Here is a 16556-nt window from a genome sequence, read left to right as displayed (position 1 = left end):
CTCTCACTCCCGTAGAACGCCGTGCGTCCAGTTGGACGCACACAGGACGCTCTACCGCTTTATTCAGCAGTGTCGAGCATTGCCGCATGCGCCATGAGGCTGCTTGTTATGGGACGACGCGCGCGCATTCAAAAACGACGCTGGGAGTGAGCGCGCGAAGAAGGCCGTGCCGGCAGCTGACCGAGGTGGTCCGTTCAGGCTTGCCGCGCGTCTCCGAAACCACTTGCTTTGAGGTCGGCGATGCGCACGATCATGCTTCGCTTGGGATCGAAGGGAGTTTCGACGAAATCGAAGCCGCGATAGAACGCTCGCACGCTCTCATCAAGTGGGTGTGTCAGGACACCGAAGCAGCCGATATCCGCCGACAATCGAACCGCCGTCCTGAGTGCGAAGAGGAGAAGTGAGCGCCCACAGCCGCGAGCTTGATACCTTCGATCCACGGCGAGCTGGCCGAGTAGAATCGTCGGGATGGCGTCCGGGCGGTTGCGCTGCGCGGATTTTGGCAGATAGGCACGTTCGATCTGGCCGGCGCTCAAGGAAACATAGGCGGCAACCATGCCGCTGGCCGAATCGAAAATGACGCTGGTTCGCGAAATTCCGTCCTGCTGATTGCGCCAGGCATGACGGCGAAACCAGCTGTTGAGTGACTCGCGGCCGCAGTCGAAGCCGTCCCTGTCATCATCGGCCGCAAGCGGCCGGGGCGGCGTCAGTCCTGCCATACTGGCTTTGACGCTGCCAGTTTTCGCAATCCAGGCAAGCTCCTGGGAGGAGACTTCGCCCATTCCTCGAACTTTTCCCAATCGGCTGCCGGTATAGTCACGATACGACTGTCCAGCACCTCCATTTCGGCGGCTTCAACAGCCTTGCGGCGAATGAAGTCGCTGAGATTGGTGTTTGCCTGACTGGCGGCGGCTTCAAGGATATCGCGCTCGTCTGGGGTAACCCGGACGCTTAGAGGGGCCATATTGGTCATCTGCTATCTCGCTTTCTGTAGGACAATAGCATACAGAATGCGTTGGGGACAATGCCTACCACACGCGCCTGGTGAGGCCGGTCCAGAGGTAGAACCAGATGGTCGGGTGGTACCACTGTCTCGATGGCAGGTCCGGCTTGATCGTCGTCAGCTTGCCGGCCAGTGTATCGCGGACCGCCTCGACGCAGATGTCGCGCGAGAACGCCGCCTGACGCAGCGCATAGCTTGAAATTGTGTCGCCGGGCTCGGGCCTGCCGCGCGCCTGTTTCAGTGCGCCGCCGGTGTCGACGCCGGCATCGACCAGATGCACGGTGGTGCCGAAATTTTCGGGATCACCGGAAGCCAGCGCCCAGTAGCCGCCATTCATGCCCCGATATTTCGGCGCGATGCCGGCGTGGTAGTTGAGCACCGGGCAAGGCATTTGCGCCAGCGTCTGCCTCGACAGCAGCCGGCAGCCGGCGAGCAGCACCACACCCGGGCGGATGTCGGCGATCGCCTGCAGGCAATCGGCTGCGTTGGCAGAGGAGACGTGGATGATCTTTTGTCCCGGCTTTGGCTCGGTCCGCAATTTCTGTTCGGCAATCAGCCGCTCGGCATGGCTGGCGAAAAAGCGCTTGCCGAGCCTGGTCAGCACCATCGTGCCGAGCTGGCCGATGGCGGAAATCCAGCCTTGGCGGCGGGCGCGGCCGAGCAGCAATTGCTTTTTGGATTCAGGGCTTTCGAGGATGACGCTGACAGGGCCGAGCTGGTCGGCGACGGCGTTGACAATGGCCCAGATGTGCGGCCCGCCTTCGGTGACGACGACGATTGCAGCACTTTCTTTGTCAGCTGAAGCCATGGTGCGCCTTCCTGCCGGCGCGCATCCATTTTCACCGCGCAGCCCGGCGCAATTCTGTGCCGGGCGGGGTTAAATCTTGATGACCGCGCTTGTGAGAGACCAACAGCTCAGCGCTTCAATTCCATGATGTCGAGATGCGATTCGTAGTAGGGTGCCGGGAATTCGATGCGCCATTCAGTGGCGCTGTTGCGGAAGGCATAGCCGACCTGGTCGCTTTCAGGGCCGCTGCCATAGGGTTTTGGCTTGTTGTCATTGACATAGCCGGAGCCGAGATAGATCGCGCGTTTCTCGCTATCATCGAAGAAGCGGCCAGTTGTGCGCTGAGAGCCGCTGATCTTTTCCAGCCGCCAGCCGGAGCCGTCGTCGCTCACCTTGCATTTGAACCAGCCATAGATGACCAGCGGGCTGATGCCGCCGACCTTGATGGTGCGGCATTGCCAGTTGCCGGTCAGGTCCTTGTCGGAGAAGGCCACCAGCGGCTTTGCCAACAGTGCGTCGAGTTGACTGACCTCTGCGGGTTCTCCGGCTTTTGCCTCGGCCAGGGCCGCCTTGCGGGTCTCGCCATATTTGTCGAGGCGCACCTTGTCGGCCGGCGTGATGATCTTTTGCACTTCGCCGTCGGCGTGAGCGGGCAGGACGAGGCAGAGGAGGCCAAGGGCGGCGAGCAGGAGGCGAGGGGTCATCGGGACGTTTCCGTGTTCGGATGGCTGAATCAGGCTGTTGCTTGTGGCGCACAACTTACCCATTCAGGGCGGCCTGTCATCTGCTCTCGAGGGCGTCGCGGCTCAAGAATTGCTTCAGGCGTGGGCGGCGGCCCGCGCCAGCCCGACCGTCAGGTCGCCATAGCCGGTGGCGCGGCGCTCATAGACGAGACCGAGCAGCTTGGCGGCCTTCTCGGCGACCCTGTCGAGTTCGGGATCGTCGGTCTGGGCGATGTAGATCAGTTTCTCGTAGTTGCCGAAATAGTCCTTGATCAGCTCCGGATGCTTGTCGAGGCCAAGCGGCTTCATGAAGAAGGCATCGAACTGGCGGCACAGGAAATCGGTCATATAGAACGACATCATGTCGTCGTCGGCGACCTTCGCATAGGCATCCATGCCCTGGTAGAAGGCAAAGCAGTGGGGGCCGGCCATGCGCTCGACACCGTGCTTCTCCAGCACCTGGTCGAGCAGGCCGCCAGTGCCGCAATCGGCATAGCCGACGAAGATGTTCTGGTAGCCGTCCGCCTTGGCCTTCTCGATCGCCTTGTCCATCGCCGGCGCAATGCGGTCGGGGTAGAAATGGAACTCCGCCGGCAGGCAGGTCAGGTCGAGATGGTCGAGCTTGAGCTGCTCCTTGACGGCCAAAACTTCGCGCGCAATCATTCCGCAGGCGATGACCAGCAGCCTGTCGTCTTGATTCGGTTTCGTTTTTTGTTTCCTGGCCATGGAACTCGGTCGAAACGGCCTTCGTTGCTGTGGGGCGAATCTATCGAGAGAGGGATAAACCGTCCATGAAACTGTTACGCGTTGCGCCGATCGCAATCCTTGCTTGCGTACTGGCTCTTACGGCCTGTGCCAACACCGTCCGCGGCGTGGGCCGGGATATCAAATCGACCGCGAAAGCCATCGACGACACCGTGACCAAACCCTGACGCCGCTATCCGTTCCAATAGCTGGGAACAAAAAAGCCGCGCTGCAAGGCGCGGCTTTCGATTGTTGGCCAGACGCCTTGCTGAAAAGATCAGGCTGAAGCGCGCACGTTATGCTTGCGCTTCATGAAGTCCTTGGCGGTCTCGACCGCCACCGCCGCGTCGCGGCAATAGGCGTCGGCGCCGACGGCCTTGCCGAATTCCTCGTTGAGCGGCGCGCCGCCGACCAGCACGACATAGTCGTCGCGGATGCCCTTTTCCTTCATCGTGTCGATGACGACCTTCATGTAGGGCATGGTCGTGGTCAGAAGCGCCGACATGCCGATGATGTCGGGCTGGTGCTGTTCGATGGCGTCGAGATATTTCTCCACCGCATTGTTGATGCCGAGGTCGATGACGTCGAAGCCAGCACCTTCCATCATCATGCCGACGAGGTTCTTGCCGATGTCGTGAATGTCGCCCTTGACGGTGCCGATGACCATCTTGCCCTGCTTGGGCGCGCCGGTGGCGGCGAGCAGCGGACGCAGGATGAACATGCCGGCTTTCATCGCGTTGGCCGACAGCAGCACTTCGGGAACGAACAGGATGCCATCGCGAAAGTCCTCGCCGACGATGCGCATGCCTTCGACCAGCGCTTCGGTCAGCACCTTGTAGGGCGCCCAGCCGCGCTCGAGCAGGATGTTGGTGCCTTCCTCGATCTCTTCCTTCAGCCCGTCATAGAGATCGTCGTGCATCTGCTGCACCAACTCGTCGTCGGAAAGCTCGGAGAGGATGATCTCGTCGTCGGACATTTTTCTCAGGCTCCTTGCCGCGCGGGATGAGATCGCGGCGGCTCAAATTTATCGCGTCAATACCTAACCCGGCGGGGGCGTGTATCCATAGCTGATTTGCGACTTCCCGCAAAAGGAAAGCGACCGCAAATCTATTGGAATTCTTGTCGATTTTGCGACAGGCGTTGGCGCTGGCGGGCCGTTTCGAATAGGGTGCATGGCTACGATCCGGGCGAGAAGCCGCGATATGCGGCCGCAAACGGTTTTTAGGGAAAACGATCATGAGTGAGAACGCGTCAGTCGACCAGGAAGCGTCCAATGCGCGACGCGGGCGTGCGGCCAGCGGCGGCGCAGCCGCCAGGCGCGCGGCGCGCTCGGGTGGCGGACCGGGCACGCAGCTCACCTACATCAAGCGCAAGATCAACATCTATGAGGTCCTCAACGAGGAAGGCCTGGCGATCATCGAAAGCAACACCGACACGGTGCTGGAAGAGATAGGCATCATCTTTCGCGACGATGCCGAGGCGCTGCAGCTGTGGAAAGAGGCCGGCGCCGACGTCAAGGGCGAGCGCGTGCATTTTCCCAAGGGTCTGTGCCGCTCGCTGCTCAAGACCGCGCCGCCCATCTACACCCAGCATGCGCGCAATCCAGAGCGTTCGGTGCAGATCGGCGGCAATGCCACCGTCTTCGCGCCGGTCTACGGCCCGCCCTTCGTGCGCGATCTCAACGGTGTCAGACGCTACGCAACGATCGAGGACTTCCAGAATTTCGTGAAGCTCGCCTATATGGCGCCGTCGATCCACCATTCGGGTGGCACGGTGTGCGAGCCGGTCGACGTGCCGGTCAACAAGCGCCATCTCGACATGGTCTATTCGCACATAAAATATTCCGACAAGCCGTTCATGGGCTCAGTCACCGCGCCCGAGCGGGCCGAAGACACCGTCGCCATGGCCAAGATCGTGTTCGGCGACGATTTCGTCGAAAACAACACGGTGCTGACCAGCCTGATCAACGCCAACTCGCCGATGGTGTTCGACGAAACCATGCTGGGCGCGCTGAAAGTCTATTCGCGCCACAACCAGGCCTGCATCGTCACGCCGTTCATCCTTGCCGGCGCGATGAGCCCGGTGACCGTAGCCGGCACGCTGACACAGGTTCTGGCCGAGGTGCTGGCCGGCGCCTCGTTCACGCAGCTGATCCGCCCGGGCGCGCCGGTGCTGTTCGGCACGTTCGCCTCGTCGATCTCGATGCAATCGGGCGCGCCGACCTTTGGCACGCCGGAGCCATCGCTGGTCTCCTATGGCGCCGCACAGCTGGCGCGCCGGCTCGGGCTGCCGTTCCGCACCGGCGGCTCGCTCTGCGCCTCCAAGGTTCCGGACGCACAAGCCGCCTATGAAAGTGCCAACACGCTGAACTCGACCATTCTGGCCGGCACCAATTTCGTGCTGCATTCGGCCGGTTGGCTCGAAGGTGGGCTCGCCTCCTGCTACGAAAAATTCATGATGGACATCGACCAGCTCGGCATGCAGCAGAAATTTGCCGAAGGCGTCGACCTGTCGGAAAACGGCCAGGCGATGGACGCCATCCGCCAGGTCGGTCCGGGCAGCCACTATCTCGGCTGCGACCACACGCAGGCGAATTTCCAGACCGCCTTCTACCGCTCCAGCATCGCCGACAACAATTCCTACGAGCAGTGGCTTGCCGAGGGCGAAAAGACCGCACCGCAGCGCGCCAACGAGCTCGCCCGCCGCTGGCTGGAAAGCTACGAGGCGCCTTATCTCGATCCGTCGATCGATGAGGCGCTGAAGGATTTCATTGCCAAGAAGAAGGGGTCGATGGCCGACGCCTTCACGTGAAAGGAGCCCGAGTCAGGCGGGGCTAAAGTCGCCAACATCATCCACAAGGAAGTCTGGCGGAGCGCTTTCTCCGACCCGGACAAGAAGGGATGATTGCGCGCGGCACCGCTGACGACATAGAGGCTGCGCTTTCCGCCAACGGCCTCATCCTTCGCGGCTGTGTCACGTTCGCCGAAGGCGAGGAGGTACCCTCTGGCCTGTCACGCGCTTCCGCCAAATCAGCCCTTTTGGTCGGGCAGGCGGGTGCCGCACCCTGGCCGCACTTCCTGCGCTGGCGGGAACAACAGCCAGGGGCATCAGCCAATCCGTTGGATGACTGGTCTCGGCACGTCATCGGCGATGTTGCCAAGAGATTCAGGGCTCGCGCCGTTTCTCCGTCCGACAAGCCCTATCTGCCATTCCAGCAATGGGCGATGCGGGCGGAGGGGCTGAAACCGTCGCCGCTCGGCATTCTCATGCATCCGAAATACGGGCTTTGGCACGCCTATCGCGGCGCGCTGCTGTTCGAGGAGGAGATCGCGGTCGAGGCGTCTCAGGCATCGATTCACCTTTGTGATGCATGTGTCGAAAAACCCTGCATGAAATCCTGTCCGGTCGACGCCTATTCGCAGGATGGCTTTGCCTATCAGTCATGCCTCGCGCATGTGCGCGGAGCGGATGGTTCGCCTTGCCGGACCGGCGGCTGCCTCGACCGCAACGCCTGCCCCTACGGTACAGCCTATCGCTATCCCGCTGGCGTACAGGCCTTTCACATGGCGGCGTTCGCGCGCTGAGTTTCCGTTCCAGCGGCAGGCAATACGGATTTGTGAACGCGGCGGGCCTTCGATTGACTTGCCCAGCCGCCCGGCACGGATATGTATCGCCCGACAATGAGACGGAGCGGGCCATGGCCAAGCGAGATATGGAGATCGAGACCAGGGATGGCGTGGCCAAAGCGGGGCTGTTTCGCCCAGCCGGGCCGACGAAGGCCGGCGTGATCCTCTATATGGACGCCTTCGGGCCGCGCCCCGTGCTCGATGAGATGGCGGAACGGCTGGCAGGGCACGGCTATGCGGTGCTGGTGCCGGACCTTTTCTATCGCAATGCGCCCTATGGGCCGTTCGACGCCAGGACGGCGTTTGCCGTCGAGGAAACGAAAGTGGCGCTGATGGCGCTGGTCACCGGCACGACGCAGGACATGACCATCCGCGATAGCGGCGCCTTCCTTGCCGCACTGGCTTCGGAAGGCATCACGGGGCCGGTTGGCACTGTCGGCTATTGCATGGGCGGCGGACGGGCCCTGAATGCGGCGGCCACCTATCCCGATCGCATCGCGGCCGCGGCGAGTTTTCACGGCGGCAATCTGGCGAGCGACGCGCCCGAGAGCCCGCACCGCAAGGCGGCCTCGATCAAGGCGCGCGTCTATGTCTGCACCGCTGGCGTCGACCGCAGTTTTCCGCCGGAACAGTCGGCGCGGCTTGCCGAGGCGCTGAGAGTGGCCGAGGTCGACCACGTCATCGAGAATTATGTCGGCTCCGGCCATGGCTGGTGCATACCGGACCACGGCTCCTATGACGAAGCCGGCGCCGAGCGCCACTGGAAGCGGCTGCTGGCGTTCTTTGCCGAAACGCTGGCTTGACTTCTTCCCGTCGATGGCCTGCTAGAGCGGCGCCAGTCGAGCGGGAACGAACAGCCTGATGCAATCCTATGATGTCGTGGTGATCGGCGCCGGTGCCGCCGGAATGATGTGCGCTATCGAGGCGGGCAAGCGTGGCCGCTCGGTTCTGGTGCTCGATCACGCCGCAAACCCCGGCGAGAAGATCCGCATCTCCGGCGGTGGCCGCTGCAATTTCACCAACATCCACGCCAGCCCGAAGAATTTTCTCTCGGGCAATCCGCATTTCTGCATCTCGGCGCTCAGCCGCTACACGCAGCGCGATTTCATCGCGCTCGTGGAACGCCGCGGCATCGCCTATCACGAGAAGACGCTGGGACAGCTGTTTTGCGATGGCTCGGCGCGCCAGGTCATCGACATGCTGGTTTCCGAAATGCAGGACCGGGGTGCGGAATTGGCGCTGTCGACCGAGGTGAGGGATGTCAACCGGACCGCGGAAGGATTTACCCTGAGCCTCTCCAGCGGCACCGTCGCCTGTCGATCGCTGGTCGTGGCTTGCGGCGGCAAGTCGATCCCTAAAATGGGCGCATCCGGTTTCGGCTACGAGCTTGCGATGCAATTCGGCATGGCCGTGGTGGAAACGCGGCCGGCGCTGGTGCCGCTGACCTTCGACGCAAGAACGCTCGAGCGGCTGGCGCCCTTGGCCGGCAATGCCGTCGACGCCGAAGTCGCCTGCGGCAAGGCGCGGTTTTCGGAGGCGATGCTGTTCACGCATCGCGGGCTGAGCGGGCCGTCCATCCTGCAGATATCGTCCTATTGGCGTGAGGGCGACGAGATCCGCATCGCCATGCTGCCGGGGATGGATGTGGCAGAGCAGCTGCGCGCCGCCCGGCGCGTCAACGGCAGGCAGGCGGTGCAGACGGTGCTGGCAAACCATCTGCCGAAGCGGCTTGCCCAGGTGGTCGCCGAGCGCAGCGGGATCGACGGCAATCTCGCCGATTTGACCGACCTGCAGATGAAAACCGTCGAAGCCGCGGTCAATGACTGGCGTATCAAGCCGGCCGGCTCCGAAGGCTATCGCACCGCCGAAGTGACGCTTGGCGGGGTCGATACCAGTGCGCTGGATCAGAAGACAATGCAGGCGAAATCGGTGCCGGGGCTGTTTTTCATCGGCGAAGTCGTCGATGTGACGGGTTGGCTCGGCGGCTATAATTTCCAGTGGGCATGGTCGTCCGGCTGGGTCGCCGGCCAGGTGTGTTGATCTTCAGGTGAGGCCGACCTGCGAGCCACGGTCTCCTGCGCTTCCGGTGCTCGCGTACGTTAAGTACGCTCCGCTCCGGTTCTCGGAGCCCATCGCTCTCGGCTCGGCCTCACCTGAATATCAACACACCTGACGCTCATAAGCCGCTATTCGAAAAAATCTTTCCATAAACCCAAGGATTGGTCATTAGCCTTCGTCCAACAGGCAAATGATGGCGATGATGCTGGATGAAAGCGAAGCCTCCGACGCCGAATTGATCGGGCGGGCGAAAGGCGGAGACAGGGGTGCCTTCGGCAAATTGCTGGAGCGGCACTATGACTTCGTCTATCGCGCCGCCTATCGCTGGTGCGGCAGGAAGGCCGATGCCGAAGACATCGCCCAGGAAGTCTGCGTCCGTCTCGGCAAGGCAATCCGCGACTATCGCGGCGGCGGAGCGTTCACGACATGGCTGTACTCCGTGACGATGAACGCGGCGCGCGACATGATGCGCAAGACCACGCGCGAAAACGTCAAGACCGAAGCCTATGGCGCCTACAGCATGATATCGGGAGAGGCTTCGGTCGAACCCGAGGATCCCACTGAGGCGCTCTGGGCAGCGGTGCGGCAATTACCGGACAAACAGCGCGATGCAGTGCTTCTGGTCTATGGCGAAGGTTTGAGCCATGCGGCCGCCGCCGAGGCGATGTCAATCTCGGAGACGACGGTTTCCTGGCACATCCATGAAGCGAAGAAACGGCTGAAGACGTTGATGCGTTCAGCCGGGGAAGTGTGACCATGGTCGACGACAACGAACTCAACAGGCTGCGCGACGCAGCGGTACCGGCGCCGGGCGAGAGCGCGAAGGCGCGCGCCTTCGAAGCCGCCATGCGCGCCTATGATCAGGAAAATATTTCTGCCGTCACCCAAGGATCGGCTGGCGGGCTTCGTCTCACGGAACGAGCACACAAGCTCTGGAGTGAGATCATGCAAAAGAAACTCATCGCCACGCCGGCCATTGCCGGGCTCGTCGCCCTGCCGATCGCCGGATACGCCACCTTCCATATGCTGAGGGAACAGCCGTCGCCGTTCGGCAAAGACGAGAAGATCACCGAGACGCTGGCCGACAAGCCTGCGCTCAATGCGCCTGGAAAAGACAAGCAGGCGCCGGTCACCGAAGGCGACAACCAGAAGAAGGCCGACGCGGACGCCGAAGTGCGAAGCCGCGACGCCATTCCGGCGCTTCAGACGCCGCCGCCGGCGCCGAAGTCCGAATCGACCGTTGCTGTCGCCCCGGCGCAGCAGGATGCGCTGGGGCGCGGCCTGCCGGCCGAGCCCGCGCCGGTCGAGAGCCGCGAGTTTTCGCTTGACGGTACTGCTGCCCCGGCTGGCACCGTGCGGGTCGACCGCATGGCCGGCGCCACCGATTCCAAGTACCTGGCGCAGCCTTCGACATTGCCGGCCGACCAGATTGCGCCGCAGGAGCCAAACCGCGACCGCATCGAGGACTTCAAGACCAATCCGGTGCATGCGGCACTTCAGGATCCGGTCTCGACCTTCTCGATCGATGTCGACACCGCCTCCTATTCCTTCGTGCGCAGCTCGCTGAAGCAGGGCTACCTGCCGCAGGCCGACACGGTGCGCGTCGAGGAGATGGTCAACTACTTCCCCTATGATTGGAAAGGACCGGACTCCGCGTCGACGCCGTTCAAGTCGACGGTCAGCGTCATGCCGACACCGTGGAACGGGCACACCAAGCTGATGCACGTCGCCATCAAGGGGTTCGACACAAAGCCGGTCGAGCAGCCCAAGGCCAATCTGGTCTTCCTGATCGACGTCTCGGGTTCGATGGACGAGCCGGACAAGCTGCCGCTGCTCAAGTCGGCGTTCCGGCTGCTGGTCAGCAAGCTCAAGGCGGACGACACGATCTCGATCGTCACCTATGCCGGTGACGCCGGCACGGTGCTGATGCCGACCAAGGTCACCGAGAAGGACAAGATCCTCAATGCCATCGACAATCTCCAGCCGGGCGGCTCGACGGCCGGCGAGGCGGGCATCAAGGAAGCCTACAAGCTTGCCCAGCAGTCCTTCGTCAAGGACGGCATCAACCGTGTGATGCTGGCCACAGACGGCGACTTCAATGTCGGCCAGACTGATGATGAGGACCTGAAGCGGTTGATCGAGCAGGAGCGCAAGACGGGCGTCTTCCTGTCGGTGTTCGGCTTCGGCCGCGGCAATCTGAACGACCAGATGATGCAGACCATCGCCCAGAACGGCAACGGCACCGCCGCCTATATCGACACGCTGGCCGAGGCCGAGAAGGTCCTCGTCGAGGATGCTTCCTCGACGCTGTTCACCATCGCCAAGGACGTCAAGATCCAGGTCGAGTTCAACCCGGACAAGGTCTCGGAATACCGGCTGATCGGTTACGAGACCCGCGCCTTGAACCGCGAGGATTTCAACAATGACCGCGTCGATGCCGGCGACATCGGCTCGGGCCATTCGGTCACTGCCATCTACGAGATCACGCCGAAGGGCAGTGGCGGCGAGCAGATGGATCCGCTGCGCTACGGCCAGGCAACGGTCAACAATGGCGGTGTGGCCAATGCCGACGAATATGCCTTCGTGAAGATCCGCTACAAGCTGCCGAACGAAGACGTTTCGAAGCTGATCACTACGCCGGTGACCTCGGCCAACGAGGTCGAGTCCTTCGACCAGGCCAGCACCGACCAGCGTTTCTCCGTCGCTGTCGCCGCCTTCGGCCAGAAGCTGCGCGACGAGGATGCGACCGCGAAGTTCGGCTACGACAAGATCATGGAGATTGCCACCGCCGCCCGAGGAGCCGACCCGTTTGGGTACAGGTCCGAGTTCCTTTCGCTTGTGCGCCTTGCCTCGGCGCTGGGCGGTAACCGGTAGTGGCAATAACGCCGGTTCCTTTCAGACGGGGGTCGTTCTGACAGGGAACCGGCTACGGGCGGGTGAGGCAGGCCGGCGAGGGATCTTTCCCTTGCCGGCCTTTTTTCGCATCCTGCGCGCCTCGAACAAAGGGTGATGTGCCGGATCGTTAAATTGTGCGGCAATTCCGGAACGGGATCGCAATTTCCTCTTGTTACGAAGAGCTAATACAGGGCTTTGGGGGCCGAATTGCAGATCAGAGACATTGCGACTTCGATGCCGGCGGCAAGGGACGTTCAGTCGACCGCTTCGCAGGCGCCTTCGGCGGAATCTCGGCGCATCATGAATGATGTGGCTGCGGCTAGAACCACGGCGATGTCGGCGCTGAACAACGACCGCTTCCGGGTCATGCTTGAGCAGATCACCGATCCCGGCGCATCGGGTACGCTGATGACCATGGGCGGCGACGCCGGCGGCACCAGCACGGATTTCAAGACGGCGCTGTCGCGTTACGCTGAAAACAGCGAATAATCGAAACAGCCACCGATCGATATCAGGCCCGGCTGCGGCGGCGTTCGCGGCGGGCTTCGCTGGTCTCGGCGGTGTTTTCCGTCGCCACCTTGTTGCGCATCGGGCCGATGCGCTCGACGATCGCCGCAACAGTCGGACGATCCGCCCTGGTGTGTGCGTCGAGCGCCTTGCGCATGGCGGCAAGGTGCTGGAACGAGGTGCCGCAGCAGCCGCCGACGATCTTGGCGCCGGCATCGACCGCCAACCGGACATAGTCGGCCATCAGCTCCGGCGTGCCGGAATAGTGGATCTCGGTGCCGCGGAATTCCGGAATGCCACAATTGCCCTTGACGATCACCGTCGCCTCCGGCTTCGCCTCGGTCATGTCGAGCAGCGAGGCCAGGATGTCGGAAGCGCCGACACCGCAATTGGCGCCGACGCCGAGCGGTGTCTCGGAAAGTCCGTCGACCACGCCGTGGATATCCCTCGGCAGCAGCCCCATCATGGTGCGGCCGGCTGTGTCGAAGGAGCCGGTATAGGTGTAGGGCAGGCCGACGCGGATGGCGGCTTCGGCCGCGGCGCGGATTTCGTCAGGCGCCGACATGGTTTCGATCCAGGCGACTTCGGCGCCGCCTTCCTTCAGCCCCTCGATCTGTTCGGCGAAGGCCTCGACCGCTTCGTCATAGGTCATGGCGCCGAGCGGCACCAGCAACTCGCCGGTCGGGCCGACCGAGCCGGCGACGATGACTTTCCTGCCGGCCTTGTCTGCGACTGCGCGGGCGATCTCTGCGGCGCGCTTGTTCAGCGCATGCACGCGGTCCTGTGCATGATGCAGCTTCAGCCGGTGGCGGGTGCCGCCAAAGGAGTTGGTCAGGATGATGTCGGCGCCTGCATCGACGAAATTCTGGTGCAGGCTGGTGATGGTGTCAGGCGCCGTCTCGTTGAGCAACTCGGGCGCTTCACCGGCCTCCAGACCCATGGCGAACAGATTGGTGCCGGTGGCGCCGTCGGCGAGCAGCACGCCCTTTTCGGCCAGCAGTGCATCGATGGGATTGGTCGCGGTCATCGGATCGGCTTTCAGATTTTCGAATGGAATAAGGATATAAAGAAGTCTTTATGTCCAGTCAATGTATTTGCGACCCCATGATTGCCGCGCGGCGCACCTTTCAAGGGGCATTGGCGGTCAGGCAGAACCTGATGGAAATGAGGCGCCGGCCAGATTGCGCGCGTAGCTTGCCGCCTCATGCGGGTTGATGTCGGCGGCACGGATCAGATTGTCGAAGTGCCGGGTCAGCGCCTGGACCGGCTGGGTGGCGTTCAGCACCACATACATGTCGCCGACATAGATGGCGGCGCGATAGGGACCGAAGATGGTCAGCGGGATCGAATAGCGCATGCGGCCATCATAGAGAAACAGCCGGAAGGTCGGATAGAGATCGTCAAGCAGCGTCGCCATATGGGCGAGCTGCTGCCGCCGGTCTGCTTCTGGAAAACGGTCCCAGACGCCCAGGCCGCGGGCAAAAATCTCCAGCGTGTGGCGCGGCATGCAGACCTCCATATCGGTCTCCGGGCGCCGGTTGTACTCAATGCGGTACTGGGTCTCGCTGGCCTGCGCCAGACGGCTGCGGTTGGTGATGTTGGCTTCGTAGTCGACCAGTTGGTGCGTGCGCAGAAGATCGGGAATGCCGGCCGGCACGTAGCGGATCTTGGTGCCCGCGGCTTCCGCGAACCATTTGGCGAGCAGCGTGCGGTCGAAACCGTCGGGCGCCTCCTCGATCTCAAGGCTTTCGCGGATTTCGCCAGTGACGCCTTCGTCCTGGGAGAGGCCAAGCAGCCAGTCCAGCGAGACCTTGAACTCGGCGGCGATGTTGAGCAGCGTTTCGGCGCGCGGCAGCCGCGTCGAGGCGCCCGACATCAGTTGCGACAGAGCCGATCGATCGATGCCGACTGCTGACGCGAAGGCCGACTGGTTAAGGTCGGACCGTGTCAGGAGCAGCTTGAGACGCTCCCGAAAGATGGCTGACAGATCCCGTTTGTCCACTGTTCGTCCTCCGCGCTCTTAGAGGAAAAATTTGCGCCAGAGCCGTCGAATCAGCGCTCCAGGCGTAAATGAATCCCTAAGGTTGTTTACAATGTGTAACATGTGCGGTCAAAAATGCGCAATCGCAACATTTTGTACACTTTGTCTCGTTGAGTGGAATCACGTCTCCTGACACAATGCTGTCAGGAATCAATTGGGGTTCCGGCGACTGAGGGACAGTGGTCGATAGCATGGCAGGCAAGAGCATCAAGCGACGCAACGCAGCGACCATCGAATGGCCGACCGTAGTCCTCGCCATCTTCTGTTACGGAACGTGGCTTGCCACCGGGCTCCTGCTCTGGCCCTCTTACCCGACCCTGGCTCTCGCTCTCCTCGGCTTTATCCTGGCTTTGCAGTCGTCGATCATGCACGAAGTGCTGCATGGCCATCCGACGCGCAGCGCGCTGATAAACGAAGCCTTCGTCTTCCTGCCGATCGGCCTGGTCTGGCCGTTCCGCCGTTTCAAGACGCTTCACCTGCGCCACCATGCCGATGAGCGGCTGACCGATCCGCTCGACGATCCGGAGAGCTACTACAAGGCGCTGTGGCACCATGACGATCTGCCGCCGGCGATGAAATTCCTGCTCAAGATCAACAACACCATGGCCGGCCGTTTCTTCCTCGGCCCCTGGCTGTCCTGCATCGGCTTCTTCATCGACGATGCCAAGCATGTCATTGCCGGCGACAAGGCGATCCGCAAGGGGTGGCTGTTGCACGCAGCCGGCCTCGCCATCGTGCTGCCGGTCGTACAGTTCGGCTTCGGCATCCCCGTATGGCTCTACATTCTGGGGCCGGTCTGGCTCGGTCAGTCGCTGATCGCGGTCCGCACCTTCGCCGAACATCAGTGGTCCGAGCACCCTGAAGGACGAACGGTAATCATCGAGCGCTCGCCGCTGTCGCTCCTGTTCCTCAACAACAATCTGCACTTCGTCCACCACAAGACCCCGACGGTGGCCTGGTACAAGCTGCCGAAGCTGTTTGCCGACCGCCGCGACGAGTGGCTGAAGATGAACAACGGCTATGCCTACCCGAACTATTTCGCGCTGATCAAAGCCTACGCCTTCAAGGCCAAGGAGCCGATCGTGCACCCGGTGTTGCGGCGCCAGGCCGAGCCGGGCAGGGCGTTCAAGCCGCGCATAAGGGCGCGTAGCGTCAGCGGGCTTGGCAGCGCGCCGGTTCCCGCCGAGCCGCCCAAGGAATAATTTCGCGCATCTGGGGACCCGTGTCGGCCAATTCTGATTGGACGCCGCGTTTGTGCGATCCATTCTTGAGACATGATGATTGAGTGTCGGCATGAGTGAATTGGTTGCGGCTTTGCCGATGTATGACTGGCCCGAAGCGCGCGGCGAGGTCGACGCGCAATGGGCAGCATTGCGCGATGCCTTCCGGCAAAAAGGCATCGACGCGCCGAGAACGATCGTGCGCCGCAATGGTGAGCTGCCAGCGGTGCCGGGCGGCATCCGTGATGCCGAGGGCAAGCTGATCACGCCCGACCCGGCGACGCTGCCGCCGAACGAACTCGATTTCCATAAGATCTGGCTGCATCCGGCGCTGTTGTTCGCGCAGACCTGTTGGGGGCCAATGGAGCTTGGCCTCTCCAGCCATGTGCAGGTGGTCGGCCAGCCAAGCTATGACGCCTATGAGGGCGGGCATGGCGAACTCTATTCGAGCGCGCTGGTGATGCGGGCAGGCGAGGGGCCACAGGTTCGCTCGCCAGCGGACGGCAAAGCCGTCCTGCCGCTCGATCTGATCCGCGGCAAGCGGTTCACCTATAATAGCCTCGATTCGATGTCGGGCATCATCGCGCTGACACGCGATCTGGAATCGGCAGGCGAAAGCCTCGATATCTTTTCCTCGCGCAGCGAAAGCGGTGGCCATCGCGGCTCGATCGTCACGGTCGCAGAGGGCCGCGCGGATGTCGCCGCAATCGACTGCGAGAGCTGGGCGCTGGCGCAGCGTTTCGAGCCAGCGGCGCGCAAGGTGGCTGTCGTCGGCTGGACGGCCCGGCGCAAAGGCCTGCCCTACATCACTGCCAGCACGACGCCGGAGTCCGTCAGGCTGATCATGGCCGACGTGGTAGCCTCTGACCTGTCATACACACCGTTCGCTAACTTTGCCCGTCGATAGACCCGAGGCCAATCTTTACGCGACCGTCATGATCTCCGTGCAGCCT

Annotated in this window: 18 protein-coding genes; 10 read left to right on the top strand and 8 right to left on the bottom strand. The window is 62.4% G+C overall.

Annotated features, from left to right (window positions below; translation table 11 throughout):
- Positions 1 to 194: 194 nt before the first annotated feature.
- From ACWGTO_RS08155 to ACWGTO_RS08135, 5 genes are all read right to left on the bottom strand, one after another.
- Positions 195 to 782: a GNAT family N-acetyltransferase gene (locus ACWGTO_RS08155; protein WP_454574345.1), complete on the bottom strand. Its 588-nt coding sequence runs from the start codon at positions 780 to 782 to the stop codon at positions 195 to 197.
- On the bottom strand, positions 707 to 973 hold the full coding sequence (locus ACWGTO_RS08150) for a type II toxin-antitoxin system TacA family antitoxin (protein ID WP_454574344.1): 267 nt from the start codon (positions 971 to 973) through the stop codon (positions 707 to 709). Before ACWGTO_RS08150 ends, ACWGTO_RS08155 begins: the two co-directional genes overlap by 76 nt.
- 55 nt (positions 974 to 1028) lie before the next feature.
- On the bottom strand, positions 1029 to 1811 hold the full coding sequence (locus ACWGTO_RS08145; RefSeq protein WP_454574343.1) for a formyl transferase: 783 nt from the start codon (positions 1809 to 1811) through the stop codon (positions 1029 to 1031).
- 107 nt (positions 1812 to 1918) lie between these two features.
- Positions 1919 to 2494, bottom strand: coding sequence for a DUF4893 domain-containing protein (locus tag ACWGTO_RS08140; RefSeq protein ID WP_454574342.1), 576 nt, complete (start codon positions 2492 to 2494; stop codon positions 1919 to 1921).
- A gap of 114 nt (positions 2495 to 2608) precedes the next feature.
- Entirely contained in the window at positions 2609 to 3238 is a 630-nt protein-coding gene (locus ACWGTO_RS08135; protein WP_454574341.1) for a DUF1638 domain-containing protein, read from the bottom strand.
- A gap of 65 nt (positions 3239 to 3303) precedes the next feature.
- On the opposite strand from ACWGTO_RS08135, the gene ACWGTO_RS08130 reads away from it, so the two are divergent.
- Entirely contained in the window at positions 3304 to 3444 is a 141-nt protein-coding gene (locus tag ACWGTO_RS08130) for an EncA/B family entericidin (RefSeq protein ID WP_454574340.1), read from the top strand.
- A gap of 89 nt (positions 3445 to 3533) precedes the next feature.
- On the opposite strand, the gene ACWGTO_RS08125 is transcribed toward ACWGTO_RS08130, so the two are convergent.
- Positions 3534 to 4232, bottom strand: coding sequence for a corrinoid protein (locus tag ACWGTO_RS08125; RefSeq protein ID WP_013531175.1), 699 nt, complete (start codon positions 4230 to 4232; stop codon positions 3534 to 3536).
- A gap of 260 nt (positions 4233 to 4492) precedes the next feature.
- On the opposite strand from ACWGTO_RS08125, the gene ACWGTO_RS08120 reads away from it, so the two are divergent.
- From ACWGTO_RS08120 to ACWGTO_RS08090, 7 genes are all read left to right on the top strand, one after another.
- The gene (locus ACWGTO_RS08120; protein WP_454574339.1) at positions 4493 to 6067 is read left to right on the top strand and encodes a trimethylamine methyltransferase family protein; all 1575 of its coding nucleotides are present in this window, start codon (positions 4493 to 4495) and stop codon (positions 6065 to 6067) included.
- An 89-nt stretch (positions 6068 to 6156) separates the two neighbouring features.
- On the top strand, positions 6157 to 6840 hold the full coding sequence (locus tag ACWGTO_RS08115) for a hypothetical protein (RefSeq protein ID WP_454574338.1): 684 nt from the start codon (positions 6157 to 6159) through the stop codon (positions 6838 to 6840).
- A 113-nt stretch (positions 6841 to 6953) separates the two neighbouring features.
- Entirely contained in the window at positions 6954 to 7685 is a 732-nt protein-coding gene (locus ACWGTO_RS08110; RefSeq protein WP_454574337.1) for a dienelactone hydrolase family protein, read from the top strand.
- Between the two features lie 58 nt (positions 7686 to 7743).
- A complete protein-coding gene (locus ACWGTO_RS08105) occupies positions 7744 to 8922 on the top strand; it encodes an NAD(P)/FAD-dependent oxidoreductase (protein ID WP_454574336.1) in 1179 nt (392 codons plus the stop codon).
- A gap of 211 nt (positions 8923 to 9133) precedes the next feature.
- Positions 9134 to 9694: an RNA polymerase sigma factor gene (locus ACWGTO_RS08100; RefSeq protein WP_454574335.1), complete on the top strand. Its 561-nt coding sequence runs from the start codon at positions 9134 to 9136 to the stop codon at positions 9692 to 9694.
- A gap of 2 nt (positions 9695 to 9696) precedes the next feature.
- Entirely contained in the window at positions 9697 to 11814 is a 2118-nt protein-coding gene (locus ACWGTO_RS08095) for a YfbK domain-containing protein (RefSeq protein ID WP_454574334.1), read from the top strand.
- Between the two features lie 321 nt (positions 11815 to 12135).
- Positions 12136 to 12324 (top strand): hypothetical protein, encoded by a 189-nt coding sequence (locus ACWGTO_RS08090; RefSeq protein ID WP_454574333.1) that lies wholly within the window; start codon positions 12136 to 12138, stop codon positions 12322 to 12324.
- Positions 12325 to 12346: 22 nt separating this feature from the next.
- On the opposite strand, the gene bmt is transcribed toward ACWGTO_RS08090, so the two are convergent.
- The gene (gene bmt / locus ACWGTO_RS08085; protein ID WP_454574332.1) at positions 12347 to 13369 is read right to left on the bottom strand and encodes a betaine--homocysteine S-methyltransferase; all 1023 of its coding nucleotides are present in this window, start codon (positions 13367 to 13369) and stop codon (positions 12347 to 12349) included.
- 117 nt (positions 13370 to 13486) lie between these two features.
- Positions 13487 to 14344 carry a helix-turn-helix domain-containing protein gene (locus ACWGTO_RS08080; RefSeq protein WP_454574331.1) on the bottom strand — a complete coding sequence of 286 codons (858 nt, stop codon included), beginning with the start codon at positions 14342 to 14344 and terminating at the stop codon, positions 13487 to 13489.
- A gap of 230 nt (positions 14345 to 14574) precedes the next feature.
- Here ACWGTO_RS08080 and ACWGTO_RS08075 point away from each other — a divergent pair, with 230 nt between their 5' ends.
- Positions 14575 to 15585, top strand: a complete 1011-nt coding sequence (locus ACWGTO_RS08075; RefSeq protein WP_454574330.1) for a fatty acid desaturase — start codon at positions 14575 to 14577, stop codon at positions 15583 to 15585.
- Between the two features lie 91 nt (positions 15586 to 15676).
- The gene (locus ACWGTO_RS08070) at positions 15677 to 16510 is read left to right on the top strand and encodes a phosphate/phosphite/phosphonate ABC transporter substrate-binding protein (RefSeq protein WP_454574329.1); all 834 of its coding nucleotides are present in this window, start codon (positions 15677 to 15679) and stop codon (positions 16508 to 16510) included.
- Positions 16511 to 16556: the final 46 nt, after the last annotated feature.

The organism is Mesorhizobium sp. PL10 (genome assembly GCF_053714315.1).
The sequence above is the reverse complement of the archived record's forward strand: the minus strand, read 5'-3'. Positions and strand labels throughout refer to the sequence as shown.